The 18,668-nt window shown below is 35.2% G+C and carries 20 protein-coding genes; 15 read left to right on the top strand and 5 right to left on the bottom strand.

What is annotated here, in order from left to right; translation table 11 throughout:
* Positions 1-3 precede the first annotated feature (3 nt).
* Positions 4-405, top strand: a complete 402-nt coding sequence (locus tag ACJRPK_RS12520; RefSeq protein ID WP_407140365.1) for a group III truncated hemoglobin — start codon at positions 4-6, stop codon at positions 403-405.
* 10 nt (positions 406-415) lie between these two features.
* Here ACJRPK_RS12520 and ytxJ read toward each other — a convergent pair whose 3' ends face one another.
* Positions 416-820, bottom strand: coding sequence for a bacillithiol system redox-active protein YtxJ (gene ytxJ, locus ACJRPK_RS12515; protein WP_407140363.1), 405 nt, complete (start codon positions 818-820; stop codon positions 416-418).
* A 197-nt stretch (positions 821-1,017) separates the two neighbouring features.
* Here ytxJ and clpB point away from each other — a divergent pair, with 197 nt between their 5' ends.
* From clpB to ACJRPK_RS12500, 3 genes are all read left to right on the top strand, one after another.
* Positions 1,018-3,618: an ATP-dependent chaperone ClpB gene (gene clpB, locus ACJRPK_RS12510; RefSeq protein ID WP_407140361.1), complete on the top strand. Its 2,601-nt coding sequence runs from the start codon at positions 1,018-1,020 to the stop codon at positions 3,616-3,618.
* Positions 3,619-3,759: 141 nt separating this feature from the next.
* Positions 3,760-4,356: a TetR/AcrR family transcriptional regulator gene (locus ACJRPK_RS12505; RefSeq protein WP_407140360.1), complete on the top strand. Its 597-nt coding sequence runs from the start codon at positions 3,760-3,762 to the stop codon at positions 4,354-4,356.
* A 17-nt stretch (positions 4,357-4,373) separates the two neighbouring features.
* A complete protein-coding gene (locus ACJRPK_RS12500) occupies positions 4,374-4,856 on the top strand; it encodes a thioesterase family protein (RefSeq protein WP_148783118.1) in 483 nt (160 codons plus the stop codon).
* Between the two features lie 241 nt (positions 4,857-5,097).
* Here ACJRPK_RS12500 and ACJRPK_RS12495 read toward each other — a convergent pair whose 3' ends face one another.
* Complete coding sequence (locus ACJRPK_RS12495; protein WP_407140358.1) at positions 5,098-5,283, bottom strand: CsbD family protein; 186 nt, start codon at positions 5,281-5,283, stop codon at positions 5,098-5,100.
* A gap of 101 nt (positions 5,284-5,384) precedes the next feature.
* On the opposite strand from ACJRPK_RS12495, the gene ACJRPK_RS12490 reads away from it, so the two are divergent.
* The 3 genes from ACJRPK_RS12490 (at position 5,385) to ACJRPK_RS12480 (ending at position 8,556) form a co-directional block, all read left to right on the top strand.
* The gene (locus ACJRPK_RS12490; RefSeq protein WP_407140356.1) at positions 5,385-6,518 is read left to right on the top strand and encodes an esterase-like activity of phytase family protein; all 1,134 of its coding nucleotides are present in this window, start codon (positions 5,385-5,387) and stop codon (positions 6,516-6,518) included.
* 4 nt (positions 6,519-6,522) lie between these two features.
* Positions 6,523-7,032 (top strand): SixA phosphatase family protein, encoded by a 510-nt coding sequence (locus ACJRPK_RS12485; RefSeq protein WP_407140354.1) that lies wholly within the window; start codon positions 6,523-6,525, stop codon positions 7,030-7,032.
* A 294-nt stretch (positions 7,033-7,326) separates the two neighbouring features.
* A complete protein-coding gene (locus ACJRPK_RS12480) occupies positions 7,327-8,556 on the top strand; it encodes a hypothetical protein (protein ID WP_407140352.1) in 1,230 nt (409 codons plus the stop codon).
* 77 nt (positions 8,557-8,633) lie between these two features.
* Here ACJRPK_RS12480 and ACJRPK_RS12475 read toward each other — a convergent pair whose 3' ends face one another.
* Positions 8,634-9,380: a DUF6503 family protein gene (locus tag ACJRPK_RS12475; protein ID WP_407140351.1), complete on the bottom strand. Its 747-nt coding sequence runs from the start codon at positions 9,378-9,380 to the stop codon at positions 8,634-8,636.
* A 151-nt stretch (positions 9,381-9,531) separates the two neighbouring features.
* On the opposite strand from ACJRPK_RS12475, the gene ACJRPK_RS12470 reads away from it, so the two are divergent.
* From ACJRPK_RS12470 to ACJRPK_RS12445, 6 genes are all read left to right on the top strand, one after another.
* Positions 9,532-9,888: a DUF3887 domain-containing protein gene (locus ACJRPK_RS12470; protein WP_407140349.1), complete on the top strand. Its 357-nt coding sequence runs from the start codon at positions 9,532-9,534 to the stop codon at positions 9,886-9,888.
* 92 nt (positions 9,889-9,980) lie between these two features.
* On the top strand, positions 9,981-10,442 hold the full coding sequence (smpB, locus tag ACJRPK_RS12465) for an SsrA-binding protein SmpB (protein ID WP_407140347.1): 462 nt from the start codon (positions 9,981-9,983) through the stop codon (positions 10,440-10,442).
* Between the two features lie 55 nt (positions 10,443-10,497).
* Entirely contained in the window at positions 10,498-10,764 is a 267-nt protein-coding gene (locus tag ACJRPK_RS12460; RefSeq protein ID WP_407140345.1) for a carboxypeptidase-like regulatory domain-containing protein, read from the top strand.
* A 29-nt stretch (positions 10,765-10,793) separates the two neighbouring features.
* Positions 10,794-12,977, top strand: coding sequence for a DUF5686 family protein (locus tag ACJRPK_RS12455; RefSeq protein WP_407140343.1), 2,184 nt, complete (start codon positions 10,794-10,796; stop codon positions 12,975-12,977).
* Positions 12,978-13,117: 140 nt separating this feature from the next.
* Positions 13,118-13,873, top strand: a complete 756-nt coding sequence (locus ACJRPK_RS12450; RefSeq protein WP_407140342.1) for an alpha/beta hydrolase — start codon at positions 13,118-13,120, stop codon at positions 13,871-13,873.
* A gap of 23 nt (positions 13,874-13,896) precedes the next feature.
* Complete coding sequence (locus ACJRPK_RS12445; RefSeq protein WP_407140340.1) at positions 13,897-14,535, top strand: class I SAM-dependent DNA methyltransferase; 639 nt, start codon at positions 13,897-13,899, stop codon at positions 14,533-14,535.
* A gap of 103 nt (positions 14,536-14,638) precedes the next feature.
* On the opposite strand, the gene ACJRPK_RS12440 is transcribed toward ACJRPK_RS12445, so the two are convergent.
* Complete coding sequence (locus tag ACJRPK_RS12440) at positions 14,639-15,853, bottom strand: fibronectin type III domain-containing protein (protein ID WP_407140338.1); 1,215 nt, start codon at positions 15,851-15,853, stop codon at positions 14,639-14,641.
* Positions 15,854-15,989: 136 nt separating this feature from the next.
* Positions 15,990-16,637 (bottom strand): protein-L-isoaspartate(D-aspartate) O-methyltransferase, encoded by a 648-nt coding sequence (locus tag ACJRPK_RS12435; protein WP_148783129.1) that lies wholly within the window; start codon positions 16,635-16,637, stop codon positions 15,990-15,992.
* A gap of 143 nt (positions 16,638-16,780) precedes the next feature.
* Here ACJRPK_RS12435 and ACJRPK_RS12430 point away from each other — a divergent pair, with 143 nt between their 5' ends.
* Together ACJRPK_RS12430 and ACJRPK_RS12425 are read left to right on the top strand one after the other, a co-directional pair.
* Positions 16,781-17,746, top strand: coding sequence for a Gfo/Idh/MocA family protein (locus ACJRPK_RS12430; RefSeq protein ID WP_407140336.1), 966 nt, complete (start codon positions 16,781-16,783; stop codon positions 17,744-17,746).
* Between the two features lie 26 nt (positions 17,747-17,772).
* The gene (locus ACJRPK_RS12425) at positions 17,773-18,663 is read left to right on the top strand and encodes a 3-hydroxybutyryl-CoA dehydrogenase (protein ID WP_407140334.1); all 891 of its coding nucleotides are present in this window, start codon (positions 17,773-17,775) and stop codon (positions 18,661-18,663) included.
* Positions 18,664-18,668: the final 5 nt, after the last annotated feature.

The raw sequence follows: 18,668 nt of genomic DNA, 5'->3' as shown, positions 1-18,668 counted from the left end.
CGTATGCAACTGAACGATCTAGAAACTAGAAATGATATCATCAAATTGATAACTATCTTTTATAGTAAAGTAAGAAAAGACAGCGTGTTAGGTCCTATTTTTAATGGAATCATTAACGATTGGGAAAATCATATCATTCATATCGCTGATTTTTGGAATACAAATTTATTTAGTGTACCTGCCTATAAAGGGAATCCTATTTCAAAGCATATTGAAGTTGATAAAAAACAACATCATACGATCAATAATGAGCATTTTGGGATATGGCTAAGGCTATGGATTACAACAATCGATGAACTTTTTGAAGGAAAAATCGCAACGCTAGCCAAAGACAGAGCCCGCAGAATGGCTACGATTTTTTTTATTAAGATTTTTGAGAATCAACAAAACGTACCCAAAGAATAAATGTAATGTCTTATAAATACTTTGCTAATGCATCGGTTCCGATTTCGCTATGGGAAGCATGATGAACGACCGAACCATTTTTTAGCAAGATCAACTGTGGAGATTCATGCATTACGTCAAATTCTGACGCTATTTTTGCTGACAAGTCCCGGTGATTTAGCAAATCAAGAAAATACATATCTGCGATATTAAATTCTGAAGAATAACTACCTTCAAAATTTTTGAGTACCATACGGCTAATACCACAACGTGTGGAATGTTTAAAAATAGCCTGCAAGCGTGCATTCGAATCAACTTTAATGGTTTTTAAGGTCTCATGATCTGTTAAAGGAATCCAAGGAACGTCCTTTTTATCTGTATCCCTATTATTCTTCTCTCCAGAATCAGAGCCTAAAAATTTGTTAAAAAATCCCATACGTATCGTTATCCTTTTATTAATTGCCCTCAAAGTTACTTAAATCATGAGTAACTTTATACTACCAATCATTAAGATTATACTAAAATTTATTCCGTCAAAAAGTCAGTTAAATCTTACATAATTCTGTCATTTTGACTCTTAAATTTTCAAGGAATACAATTTGATATAACCAAGAAAACAATAAATGACAACTTATGAACTTTAATAACTTCACTATAAAATCCCAGGAGGCTATACAGCAGGCACAGCAATTAGCGCAGAGTCTTGGGCATCAGCAAATAGAAAACGAACACCTTTTTAAAGCTATATTTTCGGTAGATGAAAATGTGCTTCCTTTCCTTTTAAAGAAACTCAACGTAAATCTTAGTTTGCTTCAGCAATTACTAGACAGCACCTTAGAGAGCTTCCCGAAGGTAAGCGGCGGAGATATCCAACTTTCTCGTGAAGCAGGGAAAACGCTGAATGAAGCAAGTATTATTGCAAAAAACATGAGCGATGAATATGTGTCCATCGAACATCTTGTAATTGCAATTTTTAAATCGAAGAGTAAAATCTCACAAATCCTAAAGGATCAAGGTGTCAATGAAAAACACCTCAAAGAGGCCATTAATGAAATTCGAAAAGGCGAACGCGTTACATCACAAAGCGCAGAAGAGACCTATCAATCTCTTTCAAAATATGCTAAAAATCTCAATGAGCTAGCTGAGAGCGGAAAATTAGACCCCGTGATTGGCAGGGATGAAGAGATTAGACGTGTATTACAAATTTTATCGCGCCGTACGAAAAACAACCCCATGTTAGTTGGTGAGCCGGGTGTTGGTAAAACAGCCATTGCTGAGGGATTAGCACATCGAATCATTGCCGGAGATATTCCCGAAAATCTAAAGGATAAACAAATTTATTCGTTAGACATGGGTGCATTAATTGCAGGAGCCAAGTTTAAAGGAGAATTTGAGGAACGATTAAAAGCTGTGGTAAAAGAAGTAACCACCAGTGAAGGCGATATCGTTCTTTTTATAGATGAAATTCACACCCTTGTCGGTGCGGGTGGCGGACAAGGTGCAATGGATGCGGCAAATATTCTCAAACCTGCTCTAGCCAGGGGAGAATTGAGAGCCATAGGCGCCACCACATTGGATGAGTATCAAAAATATTTTGAAAAGGATAAAGCGCTCGAAAGACGTTTTCAAAAGGTTACCGTCGACGAACCCGATACGGAAAGCGCAATATCAATTCTAAGAGGTATTAAAGAAAAGTACGAAACCCATCATAAGGTTAGAATTAAAGATGAGGCGATTATTGCAGCAGTAGAATTATCTCAGCGATATATCACAAATCGATTCTTGCCCGACAAAGCGATTGATCTGATGGATGAGGCTGCTTCAAAATTACGTATGGAAATAAACTCCAAGCCCGAAGAGCTAGACGTATTGGATCGTAAAATCATGCAATTGGAGATTGAGATTGAAGCTATCAAACGTGAAAATGATGAAGTAAAATTAAAATCATTGAATGCAGATTTGGGGAACATCAAAGAAGAACGCAATGAGATGTTTTCAAAATGGCAGAGTGAAAAGGAAGTGGTAGATGCTATCCAGAATGCAAAAACGGAGATCGAGGAATATAAACTTGAGGCCGAACGAGCTGAAAGAAATGGTGATTACGGTAAGGTAGCAGAGCTTCGGTATGGTAAAATCAAAGAAGCGCAGGAATCGCTGGATGAGTTGCAAAGACGATTAGACGAACAACAAAGCGCGTCCTCATTAATAAAAGAGGAAGTGACCAATGATGACATTGCCGAGGTAGTGGCCAAATGGACGGGAATCCCTGTGACCAAAATGTTACAGAGCGAACGAGAGAAACTATTGCACCTTGAAAATGAACTTAAAAAACGAGTTGTAGGACAACGCGAAGCGATTCTAGCGGTTAGCGATGCTGTAAGAAGAAGTCGCGCAGGACTTCAAGATCAAAAACGACCAATTGGTTCCTTTTTATTTTTGGGTACTACCGGTGTTGGTAAAACAGAGCTTGCCAAAGCACTGGCCGAATATTTATTTGATGATGAAAGTGCAATGACGAGAATTGACATGAGTGAATATCAAGAACGTCATTCGGTTAGTAGACTTATAGGAGCACCTCCCGGATATGTAGGTTATGATGAAGGTGGACAATTGACCGAAGCTGTACGTAGAAAGCCTTATTCTGTAGTCTTGTTGGATGAAATTGAAAAAGCGCATCCGGATACGTTCAATATTTTATTACAAGTTTTGGATGAAGGACGTCTTACCGACAACAAAGGTCGTGTTGCTGATTTTAGAAATACCATAATCATAATGACCAGTAACATGGGAAGTCATATCATACAAGAGAAATTCGAAGCTATTAAAGATATGGACACCGCAATGGAAGGTGCCAAGGTTGAAGTTCTCGGTTTACTCAAACAAACCGTACGGCCCGAATTTCTCAACAGAATTGATGACATCGTAATGTTTACTCCGCTTACAAAAGCTAATATCAAAGAGATTGTCCGTCTGCAATTAAAGAATGTGTCAAAGATGTTGTTACAGCAAAATATTACACTGGATGCCACTGATGAAGCGGTTGAGTATTTAGCTAAAAAAGGTTTCCAACCTGAGTTTGGAGCCAGACCGGTAAAGCGAACGATTCAAAAAGAAGTGTTGAATACTTTATCCAAAGAAATCTTATCTGCTAAGATAACTACAGATAGTGTTATCCTAATTGACGCATTTGACGATCAATTAGTCTTTAGAAATGAGGGAGATTTGGTTACATAACAAGAATATTTACAAATATCTTTTGAAAAAGGGTTGTAAGCGGTGCGTTTACAACCCTTTTTATTCACTGCAAATTTAGCACGACATAAAATATACCGATTGGTATATTTTGTATATTTGCATTAGATTCAACAATCTTTTATGTTATCTAAAGCGGACCACACCAAGGATTTTATCATTAAAACCATCGCACCAATTTTTAATCGCAATGGGTATGCTGCTACGAGCATGAGTGATCTGGTCAAAGCCACAGGGTTGACCAAAGGTGCGCTCTATGGTAACTTTAAAAGTAAGGAGGAATTGGCAATAGCCGCCTTTACCTATAGCATTAAATCTGTATTACGTCAAATTACAGATCATCAAAATTTAAGCGACTCACCTATCCAAAAATTATTCTTAGTATCTGATTTTTATCGCAATTATTATGATTTCAGTAAAGAATTAGGTGGGTGTCCCGTACTAAATATAGGTGTGGATGCGAATAATAAACATCCAAAGCTTCTATGCGAAGTACAGCGATCTATTGATAAAATACAAAGCAACGTGGTGAAATTAATTGAGCTTGGAAAATCCAGACATGAGATTAAGCCGACCGTAAATGCAGCTGTCTTTGCAAAAAAATTATACACGATTATACAAGGCGCCATTTTTATGGCGTATACTATGGAGGATACTTCCTATCTAAAAAGTACAATGGATCAGGTTGATCAATGGATCCATCAAGAATTAAAAATATAAATTATAAAAAAAATAGCATGTCCTTACCTAAAATATTAGAATGTCAAACAAAAATCCGATTTCAGGATTGTGATCCTTTTAATCATCTCAATAATGCTGCATATATCAACTACATGATTAACGCAAGAGAAGATCAGGTAGAAAAACACTATAAGCTGGACATTTTTGAAATGGCAAAAAATCATGGCGTCAGTTGGGTTGTGAGCACTAATCAAATCGCATATATGCGACCTGCTTTGCTAATGGAAACTGTGACTGTACAATCACAACTCATTCACTTCAATGAAAGTGAACTGTTTGTAGAACTACGGATGTATAACGAGGATAAAACAGAATTAAAAGCAGTAATGTGGAGCACATTTGTTCATTTTAATTTATTGAAACAAAAACGTTGGAAACACGATGAACAATTGCACAGTCTCTTTGAATCTGTAAAAAATCCAACTCCGCAAAGCTCATTTGAAGAACGAATTAAGAGTTTGAAACCGCAAAAGGTGTAACATAGAAAGATTTTATACGTCCTTGTAAAACATGGCAATTATAAATCGCTTCTTATGAAAATTATAGCACTTTCAAAAGGAATTTTAAATATAGGCTCATATATTATTTATGCAGCTTTCTTTAGTTTAGCTACACTCTGTATGATATTGGTTTGGTGGTTTTTGATAGCGTTTTAATCTTTAAAAAAATAAAGCTCAATACTGCATAGCAGTATTGAGCTTTATTTTTTTAAAAGTTACTTTACATTGTTTCAATTTCTTTTTTCAAATTGTCTTTAGTTTTACCTGTCTTTTCCTGAAGACGACCTAACATTTCATCAAACTTACCTTCAGAATACTTTACATCGTCATCGGTCACTTTACCATACTTCTGCTTAAATTTTCCCTTAACTTGGTTCCATTTACCCTCTAATTCTGTGTTGTTCATACTATTGATTTTAAAAGATTAATATAAATCCTAAATTACAGTAAATAGCCCCAATCTAAAGCCAAAAATTCCTTATACTTGTCTTAATAATCTGTTACTTTATGCACCAAAATTTAGTAATTTTAATACGTTTTTTAGTTTTACCCGGCCTGGCTTTAGCTTTGTACAATTGCAACACTATTAGAACTGCTAAACAAAAAAGGATTTCCATTAATTTCTTGGATGAATTCGTGATAGAAAACGACTCCCTATTCACCAAAAATAAAATTGGCGGACTCTCCGGTCTTGATTATAATCCAATTCTTGACAGTTACGTCTTCATCAGTGACGACCCAATATCACCTCGTTATTATACAGCTTCTATTAACATCGCTAATAAGCAAATTCAAAATGTTCGTTTTGATAGTATAATATATCTAAACAACTTAAGTAATTCATATTTAGACAAACAGCACTTTGACTTAGAAAGCGTTCGGTTTTACGGTATGGATAAGATGATTATATCCAGTGAAGGTTCTATTAAGCATAATAAAGACCCGTTTATTTACGTACAAAATATTGCTGGGAATTTTAAAGACCTTTATATCTTACCATCATACTTCAAACCTTCAAGCAACGGTGACAACTTCCCAAGACACAATGGTGCCTTAGAAGCTATAACTTTATCAAAAGACAAAAAAGGTTTGTGGACCGCTATGGAACTTCCGCTGGTAAATGATGGTGAAGAGCCTAGTTATGCTAGTAATGGAGCCCCTGTACGTTTTACCTATTTTGACAATAAGTCAAAACAAGCTACACGTCAATTTGTGTATTCCTTAGATAAATTAGCTAAAGATCCTAAAGCGGAATTTGGAGTTAATGGAGTGACTGATATACTTCAGCTAACCGCTGATTCATTTCTAGTCCTGGAGCGTTCTTATAGTGTTGGATATGGCAGACATGGAAATACAGTTCGCTTATATTTGGCCACTATAAAAAACACCACAAATACACTGGATTTTGTATCTTTAAAAAATAATAAATTTAAGGTCGCTAAAAAAACATTGATTTTTGATTTCGAATCGGTAATATCAAAGTTAACAGATCAAAGCATAGATAATATTGAAGGAATAACTTTTGGACCAAAATTAGAGAACGGAAATCAAACGCTTTTGCTAATTTCTGATAATAATTTTAATCCTAGATCAATTCAAAAAAATCAGCTTATTGCATTAGAACTTTTATTAGAAAAATAATGATATGAAAAAAATATTTGTTTTACTACTCATTTCGTGCACCTTACTTAGTTGTGGTCAAGAAAAATCAGATGCTACTACAACCTATATTTTTATTCGTCATGCTGAGAAAGATTTAAGTAATCCCGCCAATAATAATCCCGCTTTGACTCCAGCAGGTCTGGTACGTGCGCAACGATGGGCACATATCATTGATAGTATTGCAAGTAACGTTGATTTAGTATATAGTACAGATTATGACAGAACAATTTCAACTGCAAAACCAGTGGCTGATCAATTTGATCTAAAAATTCAAAAGTATAAAGCTTCAAAGTTATATTCTAAAAGTTTTCGGGAGAAAACTAAGGGAAAAACAGTTGTAGTAGTGGGACATAGTAACACTACTCCCATTTTTATCAATAAAATAATAGGCAAGGATACCTATACTGATATTGCGGATGATGACTACAGCAAACTCTTTATTGTTACCATGAAAGATGACGAAATTATTGATAGAACCCACTCTTTCAGATAAATTACTGCAAAAAACCCATACATTACGTCGAAAACTTATTTTCTGTTTACGGGAATTATCACCATTTTAATTTGGGGAAAATTCTCCAAAATGTATCACAAACTCTGTATTAGGAGACAATATCTAATGGAACGAAATAGCTTACAGAAAGAACATTATAAAAGCAAATAGTTACGTCTTGTCGAAAAATCTAAATAGTTGATTTTTTGAACGTTATATTTTATTAACTTTACCTATCTCTATCCCATATATTCTCTTTTTTCATAATTAAGTTTAACTATAAAAACCTTAACAATGAAAAAAGCAATTTTAATTTTAGCAGTATTTGGCACAGCGTTTTGCTATGCTCAAAGTGTAAACAATGTTACACAAACCGGTGTTAACAATGTAGCGGATGCCGCTCAAACAGGTCTAAACAAATACTCTTACGTCGTACAAGAGGGTGATGACAACAAAGTGAAAGTACGCCAAGGTTTTGGCGATGCAGCATCGATCAATGAATATTCCAATGTCACACAGAAAGGAAATAAAAATACTTCTGAAGTGGTGCAGGATGGTACAAAAGATCGTGTTTATCAACTTCAAAATGGTAATGAAAATACACTTGATGCAAAGCAAGCAGTTGGCGTTTCTGAAAATTTGATTAGTCAACGGCAATATGGGGTCAAAAACAACGCTACAGCCTTGCAGGAAAAGAGCGAAAAAAATAAGATCGCTCAATATCAAAGTGGAACGTCTAATAATGCAAATGCCAAGCAAGAAAAAGCAGCTACTAGTACAATATCTCAAACACAGTTTGGACTTTCTAATGAAGTTTATGCATTGCAGTCCGGTGAGCTGAAAAATGGAACTATCTATCAGTATCAGAACGGTACAAAGAACAGAGCGTACGCAAAGGGATATGATGATAGTCACTATATTCGTCAAGTTCAATATGGTAAACACAACTATGCCTTTGGATATGATACCGGAGTTACAAATAGAATTGATCAATATCAATCCGGTGAGAGAAATAATGCAGGAGCTTATCACTTTTTAGGACGAAGAAATAATATAGTTCAAAATCAGGTAGGGAATGAAAATAAAGCTAATGGCTATCAGAATAGAGGCAGTTATAATTCAATTGAGCAAGTTCAACGTGTTTATAAGAATAAAGCGGAAGCAAATCAGGTGGCTGGAGTATCAAATAAGATAAAACAACTTCAATCCGGAGATCAAAATAATGTAGTAGCTAAGCAATATTTTGGTAGAGCTAATTCTATTGAACAAATACAATATGGAAGTTTGAATAATGCAAGAGCTATTCAGGGAAGCAATAAATTAACGACTGGAACTATCGCTATACAGTATCAAAGAGGAGTTAGAAATGTATCTTCTATGACGCAAGATGGTATATTCAATTATGGAAGAAGTCAACAAATTGGAACCGCTAACAGCCACAGCTTACTACAAAACGGTAACTTACTCTCCAGTACATCAATTCAAACGGGGACAGGAAATGTTGCAATTATCAGTATGTTTTGAAGTGATTTTACTGAATTCTTTGTAAGTTTAAAAAGTGCTAAAGGCTCTGAAACCAAAAATTTCAGAGCCTTACTATTTTAAGTTTTCGGAAGATATACGCTTATATTTTTAAGCAGGATTTTTGACACTTCTTGTAGCTTGTTTGTCTCAAACATCTTGTCTAAATGGTCCAGAGGTGCTTTCAAATTATCTGTCTTGTAATTCATGTAGTCAACAAATCGTAACCCATTAACAACGCGCGGATTTATGGCTTTCCTGAATCTTGTTCCACCACCGTTTACTGCATACTTATATGCCAAATAATCCACGGTGTATGTTTTTTTATTTATCCAGTACATAAATTTATCTTCATAATCTGTACCACCACCTTCTTGATCAAATGTTACTAAAATTTTATAGTATTCATTTTTATCAATTTGAGATGTTCCCACCAGTTTTTTATTTACAGCTTTATTATCCAATCCATAAGGTAACATGGCGAAATAATGTACTGAATTGACTCCGTCACTAATTTTTGTAATCAAAGAATCTACTACTTTGGTCTCACACCCGTTTACAAACCGTTGTAATCCACGGTTCGATACGACATCCTTTATCTGTTTATTATTGCTGTACTGTATTCTTTCCAATGAGAACACTCCTTCATTACGTTGACTGCGATACTTCTTACCTCTAAAATTGAAATGAACAATTGCCTTTTCATAATTTCCTCCTCCTGCTACCGCTATCGCTTTGCTAAGTATTTGAGTTGCATCTTGACTTCTTACAGTAGTGAACAAACTCAGAAAAACTCCAATACATATTGAAGATAATGATGATTTCATGTGCTTAAAATTATTTATAAAGTCTTATCTACTTTAGCCCTATTTATTGAGAGGTCGAAATTAAAGGAAAAACCTTAAAAGATTTACGGAAAATATTTATTTTTAAATAACCAAAAAGATTTTTACTTTGCAATTCCTAAATCTTTATAATATGAAACATTTTTTACTTTTACTTATAAGTATAGTAAGCTTATCAACTTTTGCGCAAGATGCCGCAAGCTATGAGAAGGTTACTACTTCTTTTCAGGAACAATTTAATGCACAAAATGTGGATGCTATCTTTGAAATGTACTCACCAGAAATGCAAGAAGGAATGACCAAAGAAGGAGTTACCCGCTTTGTTCAAGGATGCTTTAAACAATTCGGAAATCTGAAATCACTTACTTTCGTAAAAACTGAAGGTCCGGTGTACAGCTATTCTGCTACATTTGATAATGCAAACCTGTCAATGGAACTATTATTGTCTGAAAATGGAAAAATTTCATCCCTCCAGTTTCAAGAACTCTAAGATCTTATAAAATATTTATACTTTTCAAAGCTTTCATATTCTGAAAGCTTTGTATTTTTGTACTCTTTTCAATAGTTGATGCATCCATACGTATGAAACAAAACAAAATCAATATACTTAACCGAAAGGCCAAATTCGAATACGAATTTATCGATAAGTATACTGCAGGCATTAAACTTGCAGGAACTGAGATAAAGGCTATTCGCGAAGGAAAGGCTGGTATAGCTGAAAGCTTTTGTGAGTTTCATAATGGCGGAGAACTCTTTGTGATCAATATGAATATCGAAGAGTACTCACATGCTACTTACTTTAATCACAATCCCAAAAGTGAACGAAAGTTATTACTTAATAAAACAGAGCTGAAGAAATTAGAAAAAGAGGTTAAAAACTCCGGACTAACCATCATTCCAACACGATTATTTGTTAATGACAGAGGTTTAGCTAAACTTGACATTGCTTTAGCACGTGGTAAAAAATTGTATGACAAAAGAGAAAGCATCAAAGACCGGGATAACAAACGTTCTCTGGATCGTATCAAAAAGGATTTTAGATAATTCTTAACGCTTGCAAATGTTAAATTGAAGTATCTTGGTGATCTATAATCGCTACATGAAGATCAAAATACTTCTCCTATTTTTTATAATTTCTAAACTACTAACCGCTCAAGTTGTAGGTAAAGTTACTGATATTGAAGGGACTCCACTCCCTTATGTTAATATCTACATTGAAAATACATATCTTGGAACTACAACTAATGAGGATGGTAATTATGCCATAGAAACTAACCTCAACACAGAACAAACCTTAGTGTTTCAGTTTCTTGGTTTCAAAACACTTAAAAAGAAAGTTACTCCACACAAAATCCTTATATCCTAAACATTAGGCTACAAACTGAAACTACGAGCTTGGAAACCGTAGTTGTTAACACCCAAGAAAATCCTGCAAATCGAATTATTCGTGAAGCAATTAAATACCGTAAAGCAAATTTAGCAAAAACAAAAAAATTCACTGCCGATTTTTATTCACGGGGACTTTGGCGAATTGCCAATGCCCCAAAGCAAATTTTAGGTCAAAAGATAGGAGACTTCAATGGCGGACTGGATTCTACACGCAGTGGTCTTATTTATTTGAGCGAAACCATATCAAAAATTGCCTATCAAGCTCCGGATAATTTTCAGGAAAAAATAATTGCTTCAAAAGTCAGTGGTAACGATAACGGTTTCAGTCTTAACAGTGCCAGAGAATCAAATATTAGCTTTTATCAAAATACTATTCGTTTAAATAGTGAGATCGTATCACCCATTGCTGATTATGCCTTTAATTATTATGAGTATACGCTCGAGGGAGTGTTTTTTGATGATCGGGGAAACTTAATCAATAAGATTGAAGTGCAACCAAAACGTAAAAAAGATCGTGTTTTTTCAGGATATATCTATATTATTGAGGATGATTGGGAGATCTTTGGAATTGACCTTACCACTACCGGAGAAGCCGTTCAAATACCACCTATTGAAAATTTAATTTTTAAGCAAAATTTCACCTACTCAGAAAAAGACAAACTATGGGTGCGTATATCACAAACGCTTGATTTTAGCTTTGCTTTTTTTGGTGTTTCCGGTAACGGAAGGTTTACTGCTGTATACAGTAATTATGATTTCAATCCTGACTTTGACAAGAATCACTTTACTAAAGAGATTTTATCATTTTCTAAGGCTGCCAATGAGAAAGATAATTTGTATTGGACCGGCATTAGACCAGTCCCTCTCACTGATGAGGAGCTTAATGATTATATTAAAAAGGACAGCGTACAACAAGTTCGAACTTCACAAAAATACATGGACTCTATTGATCGTGTTACCAATCGTCCGTCGTTATTGAATCCGCTACTGGGATATAGTTACGATAACTCTTTTCAAGATTGGAAAATAGATATAAGCGCTCCCCTGCTAGGCACCCACTTTAACACCATACAAGGATGGAACATAGGTGTTGAAACTTCGTTTCAGAAAAATAAAAAAGATTCCCGCAACACCTTTTGGAAATTGTATGCCACCACGAATTACGGATTTAGTGATGACCGTCTACGCGGAACTTTTGGATACCAACAGCGCTTTAATAATTTTTCAAAAGCTATGCTGACAATTACCGGGGGAATCAAGGTCCAACAATTTAATGCTTCTGAGCCCATATCCCCCCTCATTAACGACATCACAACAACCTTATTTGAAAGAAATTACATGAAAGTCTACGAGCGTAAATTTGCTGAAGCCTCGTATGTCGAAGAAATCTTTAATGGCTTTCGTGTGCATGGAACCCTTTCTTATGAGAGACGCACACCCCTTTTTAACAACACAGATCAGGTGATCATTCCTTATGATGATAAAGCGTATACAAGTAACAATCCCTTGCTTCCAGAAAACTTTATTGATGCTCCCTTTATTGAACATACTATTGTGAAAGTGAATGTATCCACGCGAATTAATTTTGGACAGGAATATTTAAGCTATCCAGATGGAAAATTCAACCTTGGTAACGACACCTATCCAACCCTTTTTCTGGCCTATGAAAAAGGATTTGGAGCCTCTGAAAAAAATTACAATTTTGACCAAATTAAAGCGCGGCTGTTACAAAGTTTTGCCACAGGCAACAAAGGAAGGTTTGGCTATCACATAAAAGCTGGTTATTTTTTTAATGCAAACGATATTTCGTTTATAGATTATCATCATGTAAATGGTAATCAAACAAGAATAGGTACTACGTCAAACTATCTAAACACCTTCAATCTATCCCCCTACTACAGCAATAGTACAAATACTGAATATCTCGAAGCTCATGTAGAGCACGATTTTAAAGGATGGATTTTAGGAAAATTCCCTTTACTTAATAAACTCAATTGGAATCTCGTGCTAGGGGCACATGTTTTGAGTAGTCCAGCTATCAAACCCTACACAGAGTACTCTATTGGTATTGATAATTTAGGGATTGGTAAATTTAAATTACTTCGCCTTGATTATGTGATCTCTAATCAACACAATAAGCAAGAGGGCGCTTTTATTTTTGGACTTAAATTCTTAAATCTTCTTGACTAATCTTAGTCGTAAAATTTATGATAAATATGTACCTTTAACTGATACCTTATGTTTTGACTATGAAATTATTTTTGATAATACTATGTGCCGTAAGCAGTTTCCTGCCTTTTGATAGTTACTCTCAAGACCAAAATTTATCTTTGGACAAGACACTTTTTTCAATAGGTGAAACACTTACATTTCAGTCACGAATATTGAATGAATCAAGAAAAATAAACGTTTATCTTCCCGTTTCTTATGAAAAGTATAAAGATAAAAAGTATCCCGTTATTTATTTACTTGATGGATCCGGTAACGAAGATTTTATTCATATTGCCGGTATCGTACAATTTGGTTCCTTCTCTTGGATTAACATGATTCCTGAAACTATTGTTGTCGGAATTGAAAATGTAGACAGAAAAAGAGATTTCACTTATCCAACAACTGTTGAGCAGGATAAACAAGATTTTCCTACCACGGGCGGATCAGAAAAATTTATAACATTTATTGAACAAGAGTTGCAACCATTGCTTAAAAACACTTATCCAATAAATGAAATCAGCACTTTAATAGGGCAATCCCTCGGAGGATTGTTGGCTACAGAAATACTTTTTAAAAAACCTGATCTTTTTAATAACTATATTATTGTAAGTCCGAGTATTTGGTGGGATAACGAATCTATATTATCATTTATACCTAGGAAACCTGTAGCGAAAAAAACAATCTATATTGCTGTAGGAAAAGAAGGAGCCATCATGGAATCAGGCGCTAAAAAATTATTTGATATGTTAGAAAGTCGTTCGACTAATTACGACAATATATTTTTTAAATACCTGGAGAATCAGAGTCATGGTGATGCACTACACCTTGCCGTGTACGATGGATTTGAAAAAATTTTTCGCTCCAGTAAACCATAGTAAATAGAACGAATTAGAAATTTATGGATCCATACCAAATAACATTTGAGAGTTGGGACAAGGTAGCTAAGAAGTATCAGGAGGTATTTATGGATTTTGAATTATATAATGACTCCTACGATCTTTTCCTGACAACCTTACCTGAGCCTAACGCTACTATATTGGAGATTGGCTGCGGTCCCGGAAACATTACTAGCTATCTGCTCAATAAAAAACCCACTCTCGATATAGAAGCATACGATATCGCGCCATCCATGATCGAGCTGGCTAAAATTAATAATCCAACAGCTACTTTTGGCGTATTGGATGCACGAGAAATTCAAACTTTATCTTCTTTGTATGATGCTATCCTTTGTGGATTTTGCTTACCGTATCTTGCTAATAACGATGTGAGTCAATTTATTCATGATTCATACAAGCTTTTACAACCTAATGGCATACTTTATCTGAGCACTTTGGAAGGAGATTATGAAACGTCGGGTTATATAAGCGGAAGTACTGGTGATCAGATGTATGTCTACTATCATAGCGAAACCACCTTACGTACCATGTTGAGTAAACACAGTTTTGAGCTAATTGAAATTATTCGTAAACCTTATTCGAGAGCAGACGGTTCTCAGGAAATACATCTTATCATCATAGCTAAAAAAATCTGTGATTAAACTTTACTTTCTTTTAATTGGAATAGTTATCTGAAGCTGTTACAGAATATATATCATAAAGCAGGAGCACTAGAGCGCTCCTTCTTTATGATATTTCTAAATTTTATAATGTGCTATCGGATATAGCAAAATCCAATTGATAAAAAGTTCCTTCAATCTCTACAAGTACATATCCATCTCCGGCAGCTCTGATTTGATCATATTCAGTATCGCTAAAGGCATTGGTAAGAATGCTATTAGAATTCATTGTAAAATTTCCAATCTCGATTTCACCCGATACAATTCCTATTATTACTTTGTCACCGATGGGTTCAGAAAAAGTGATCCGCAACTGCTTAGCCAATGCCGAACTATTTTTGGTATATAAAATAGCCTCTGTCACGGTAAATGTAGGATGTACAGGATATTCATTGGTAGTTGTAAAAGACAATGTAGCTTCTGAAGTTTTGCTATTATCTACAGATTCTGCTGTGATTACTATATCGTACATGGTATCGCGCTCTAATGACTGCAAGTTTAAGAATGTTTCGCCTAAGGAAACATTTCCGGCAGGATATCCAATTCCATTAACTTTGATAAAATATCTGACAGCCGATCCGTCTTCCATCGTAGCTGCAGTCCAGTCAAGTCGTGCTGTAGATGAAGTAATATTTGAAACACTAATATCAAATGCTGAAGGTGTGGGGCAAACTTCTTTAAAAAATGTAATTTCTTCTGAGGTCTCAGCTCCGTTGAATGTTTTTGCAACAATCTTAACTGTATTTAGTTCGCCCTCGTTGACCAAAAAATTAAGTCCGACATTAGATTGTGAATAGCCTCTAACAAATATGCCATTTACAAAAGTTTCATAAGAATAACTGGATCCGTCTTCAACCGTAGGTGCTTCCCAGTCAATAAAGGCTACAGTACATCCATTATCCGTATAGCTTAAAGGAAATAGAGAAGGTGCAGTACCAATGGTTGTAAAGAAAAATATACGATCCACAAAGGCATCATCAGCACCTCTAGCCACAATTTTAAGTTCGTATTCTGTGTTAAGCGTTAAATTATCTAGTGCATATGTGTTTTCTACGATTCCCTCAGCGATCAATTTATCATTGATCAAAACATCATATGTCACCTTACTTTTATCAGAGGCAGCCGCCTCTGTCCAATTTACAGTAGCAGTGGTCATAGTAATAGCATCGACAGTGATCTCAAAATCTCCGAGAATTACTGCTACCTTACCTCCACCATCAGTAAAGTCATCATCACTGGAGTTACAGGAAAAAAATACTATAGAAAACAACAAAAACAGCGATGGTAAAAATTTAGTCATACTTAAGAATAAAAAGATTAAAATAGATTTATGTGAAATTAATTCCGGCGAATATAATCAAATATAATCTATGTATTTATGCTTCATTTAAGTATGACCCCATGCTTTTAAAGAAAAGTAATAGGCCTCAAGCTAATTAATTTTTATCCTCTAATAGAGGTACAAAACGAAACTCACCGTATTCTCTTTTTTGGTACTCAGTTTCACTGGTACGTACAAAAAGTGTCATGATTTGCGGATCATCACCTACCGGAATTACCAGACGGCCTCCAATAGCAAGTTGGCTAAGTAAAGGTTTAGGAACATAAGGAGCTCCAGCAGTAACGATGATACCATCATAAGGTGCATATTCTTCTAAACCTTTATAGCCATCTCCAAAAGAAAGATATTTGGGTCGGTATCCAAGCTTAGTTAAGAAAGTTTTGGTTTTTCTAAATAACTCATGCTGCCTCTCTATGCTATAGACTTTGACCCCTAGCTCACACAATACAGCAGTTTGATATCCGGAACCTGTACCTATTTCCAGTACCTTATCTCCACGCTGTACTTCTAACAACGCGGATTGAAAAGCCACAGTATATGGCTGTGAGATCGTTTGATCTGCTGCAATGGGAAATGCTTTATCCTGATAGGCATGATCTTCAAAACTTGAATCCATAAAAAGGTGTCTGGGAATTGCATTGATCGCAGCAAGTACTGCTTTGTTTTGAATTCCCTTTTTAACTAACAAGTCTACAAGCTGTTTGCGTTTTCCTGCATGGCGTATGGTGTCTCTGGCTTTCATCATGGTCGTTTAGCACGCTAAAATTACATAAACATTTTAAGGATTTCCTAACAAATTTGGCATAAAACGAATATTTTGCATTTTACGATCAAATAGGAATCAAAATTTATAAATAATACTATTTTTGTGTAAAACTTTGAATTATGCTCAAAGCCGGAGTATTAGGTGCTGGACACCTTGGAAAAATCCATTTAAGACTTTTAGAACAATCCGAAAATTATCAACTTATAGGATTTTATGATCCGAATCTTGAACAAGCACAAGCCATTGTAGATGAATTTGGGTATCGATTATTTGATTCTGCCGAAGCACTTATTGCAGCCGTGGATATGGTGGATATTGTAACCCCTACCTTTGCGCATTTTGATGTCGCAAAACAAGCGATTGAAGCAGGAAAACATATTTTTATAGAGAAACCTATAACGAATACTGTTGAAGAGGCAGATATTTTAATCGCACTAGCCAAAAAACATAAGGTAAAAGGACAAGTAGGTCATGTGGAGCGCTTCAATCCTGCTTTTACCTCGGTTGCTTCAAAAATCGAGAACCCTATGTTCATAGAAACACATCGCTTGGCGGAGTTTAATCCGCGGGGTACGGATGTGCCTGTAGTTTTAGATCTAATGATCCACGATATTGATGCTATATTGAGCGTTGTAAAATCAGACGTTAAACAAATCAGTGCCAGCGGCGTCTCAGTTATTAGTGAAACTCCGGATATTGCAAATGCACGCATCGAGTTTGAGAATGGATGTGTTGCCAACCTCACAGCTAGTAGAATCTCTTTGAAAAACATGAGAAAATCCAGATTTTTTCAAAAGGATGCATACATCTCTGTTGACTTTTTTGAAAAGAAATGTGAAGTGGTAAAAATGAAAGAAGCTCCGGAACATCCGGATGATTTTGCCATGATTTTACAAAATGCAGAAGGGATTAAAAAGCAAATCTATTTTGATAATCCAGAAGTATCTTCTAATAATGCAATCTTAGATGAGTTAAATTATTTTGCAGAAGCAGTTAAAAATGATACCATGCCAATAGTGTCGCTTGAGGATGGGGCCAGAGCATTACAAGTAGCTTTGCAAATCATCTCATGTTTTAAAAAATAAATACATAGTTAATTAATACACATACAATGAAAAATATAGCAATTATAGGCGCAGGAACAATGGGTAACGGTATTGCACATACATTTGCTCAAACAGGTTTCAAGGTTAATTTAATCGATATATCTGATGCTGCATTGGAGCGCGGCATGTCGACTATCACTAAGAATCTTGACCGCATGGTAGCTAAAGAAAAAATTACTACCGCTGATAAAGATGCAACGCTTGCTAATATAACCACCATAACTTCTATAAAAGAAGGTGTAGAAAATGCAGATTTGGTTGTTGAGGCAGCTACAGAGAATGTGGATTTAAAATTGAAAATCTTTAAAGATTTAGATACTACTTGTCCAGAAAAAACAATTCTGGCTACAAATACTTCTTCAATTTCTATAACACAAATTGCAGCGGTGACAAATCGTCCCGAGCGTGTAATAGGAATGCATTTTATGAATCCAGTACCGATCATGAAGTTAGTCGAAATTATACGAGGTTATAATACTACCGATGATGTCACAAACCAAATTATGGAGATGTCCAAAAAATTAGGTAAAATTCCGGTTGAGGTTAATGATTATCCAGGTTTTGTTGCAAATCGAATTTTAATGCCTATGATTAATGAGTCTATTGAAACCTTATACAATGGTGTTGCTGGTGTTTCAGAAATTGATACAGTGATGAAATTAGGTATGGCCCATCCTATGGGACCTTTACAATTGGCCGATTTTATTGGATTGGATGTTTGCTTATCTATTTTAGAAGTGATGTATAATGGATTTAAAAACCCTAAGTACGCTCCCTGTCCTTTACTGGTAAATATGGTACGTGCCGGTAAATTAGGGATAAAAAGTGGTGAAGGTTTTTACAATTATGCTGAAAGTCGCAAAGCAGAGAAAGTTTCAGCACAATTTAGTTCTTAAAACAA

The sequence above is a fragment of the Aquimarina sp. 2-A2 genome (assembly GCF_045505135.1).
In the GTDB taxonomy this organism is placed as follows: Bacteria; Bacteroidota; Bacteroidia; order Flavobacteriales; family Flavobacteriaceae; genus Aquimarina; species Aquimarina intermedia.
Note: the sequence above shows the minus strand (reverse complement) of the source record. Positions and strands in the feature narration are given on the sequence as shown.

Excerpts from the sequence above, each read along its gene's own strand:
- ACJRPK_RS12445 (WP_407140340.1), top strand. The coding sequence starts at position 13,897 with ATGGATCCATACCAAATAACATTTGAGAGTTGGGACAAGGTAGCTAAG.
- ACJRPK_RS12485 (WP_407140354.1), top strand. The coding sequence starts at position 6,523 with ATGAAAAAAATATTTGTTTTACTACTCATTTCGTGCACCTTACTTAGT.
- ACJRPK_RS12490 (WP_407140356.1), top strand. The coding sequence starts at position 5,385 with ATGCACCAAAATTTAGTAATTTTAATACGTTTTTTAGTTTTACCCGGC.
- ACJRPK_RS12495 (WP_407140358.1), bottom strand. The coding sequence starts at position 5,283 with ATGAACAACACAGAATTAGAGGGTAAATGGAACCAAGTTAAGGGAAAA.
- ACJRPK_RS12480 (WP_407140352.1), top strand. The coding sequence starts at position 7,327 with ATGAAAAAAGCAATTTTAATTTTAGCAGTATTTGGCACAGCGTTTTGC.
- smpB (WP_407140347.1), top strand. The coding sequence starts at position 9,981 with ATGAAACAAAACAAAATCAATATACTTAACCGAAAGGCCAAATTCGAA.
- ACJRPK_RS12440 (WP_407140338.1), bottom strand. The coding sequence starts at position 15,853 with ATGACTAAATTTTTACCATCGCTGTTTTTGTTGTTTTCTATAGTATTT.
- clpB (WP_407140361.1), top strand. The coding sequence starts at position 1,018 with ATGAACTTTAATAACTTCACTATAAAATCCCAGGAGGCTATACAGCAG.
- ACJRPK_RS12520 (WP_407140365.1), top strand. The coding sequence starts at position 4 with ATGCAACTGAACGATCTAGAAACTAGAAATGATATCATCAAATTGATA.
- ACJRPK_RS12470 (WP_407140349.1), top strand. The coding sequence starts at position 9,532 with ATGAAACATTTTTTACTTTTACTTATAAGTATAGTAAGCTTATCAACT.
- ACJRPK_RS12500 (WP_148783118.1), top strand. The coding sequence starts at position 4,374 with ATGTCCTTACCTAAAATATTAGAATGTCAAACAAAAATCCGATTTCAG.
- ACJRPK_RS12505 (WP_407140360.1), top strand. The coding sequence starts at position 3,760 with ATGTTATCTAAAGCGGACCACACCAAGGATTTTATCATTAAAACCATC.
- ACJRPK_RS12430 (WP_407140336.1), top strand. The coding sequence starts at position 16,781 with ATGCTCAAAGCCGGAGTATTAGGTGCTGGACACCTTGGAAAAATCCAT.
- ACJRPK_RS12435 (WP_148783129.1), bottom strand. The coding sequence starts at position 16,637 with ATGAAAGCCAGAGACACCATACGCCATGCAGGAAAACGCAAACAGCTT.
- ACJRPK_RS12425 (WP_407140334.1), top strand. The coding sequence starts at position 17,773 with ATGAAAAATATAGCAATTATAGGCGCAGGAACAATGGGTAACGGTATT.
- ACJRPK_RS12460 (WP_407140345.1), top strand. The coding sequence starts at position 10,498 with ATGAAGATCAAAATACTTCTCCTATTTTTTATAATTTCTAAACTACTA.
- ACJRPK_RS12475 (WP_407140351.1), bottom strand. The coding sequence starts at position 9,380 with ATGAAATCATCATTATCTTCAATATGTATTGGAGTTTTTCTGAGTTTG.
- ytxJ (WP_407140363.1), bottom strand. The coding sequence starts at position 820 with ATGGGATTTTTTAACAAATTTTTAGGCTCTGATTCTGGAGAGAAGAAT.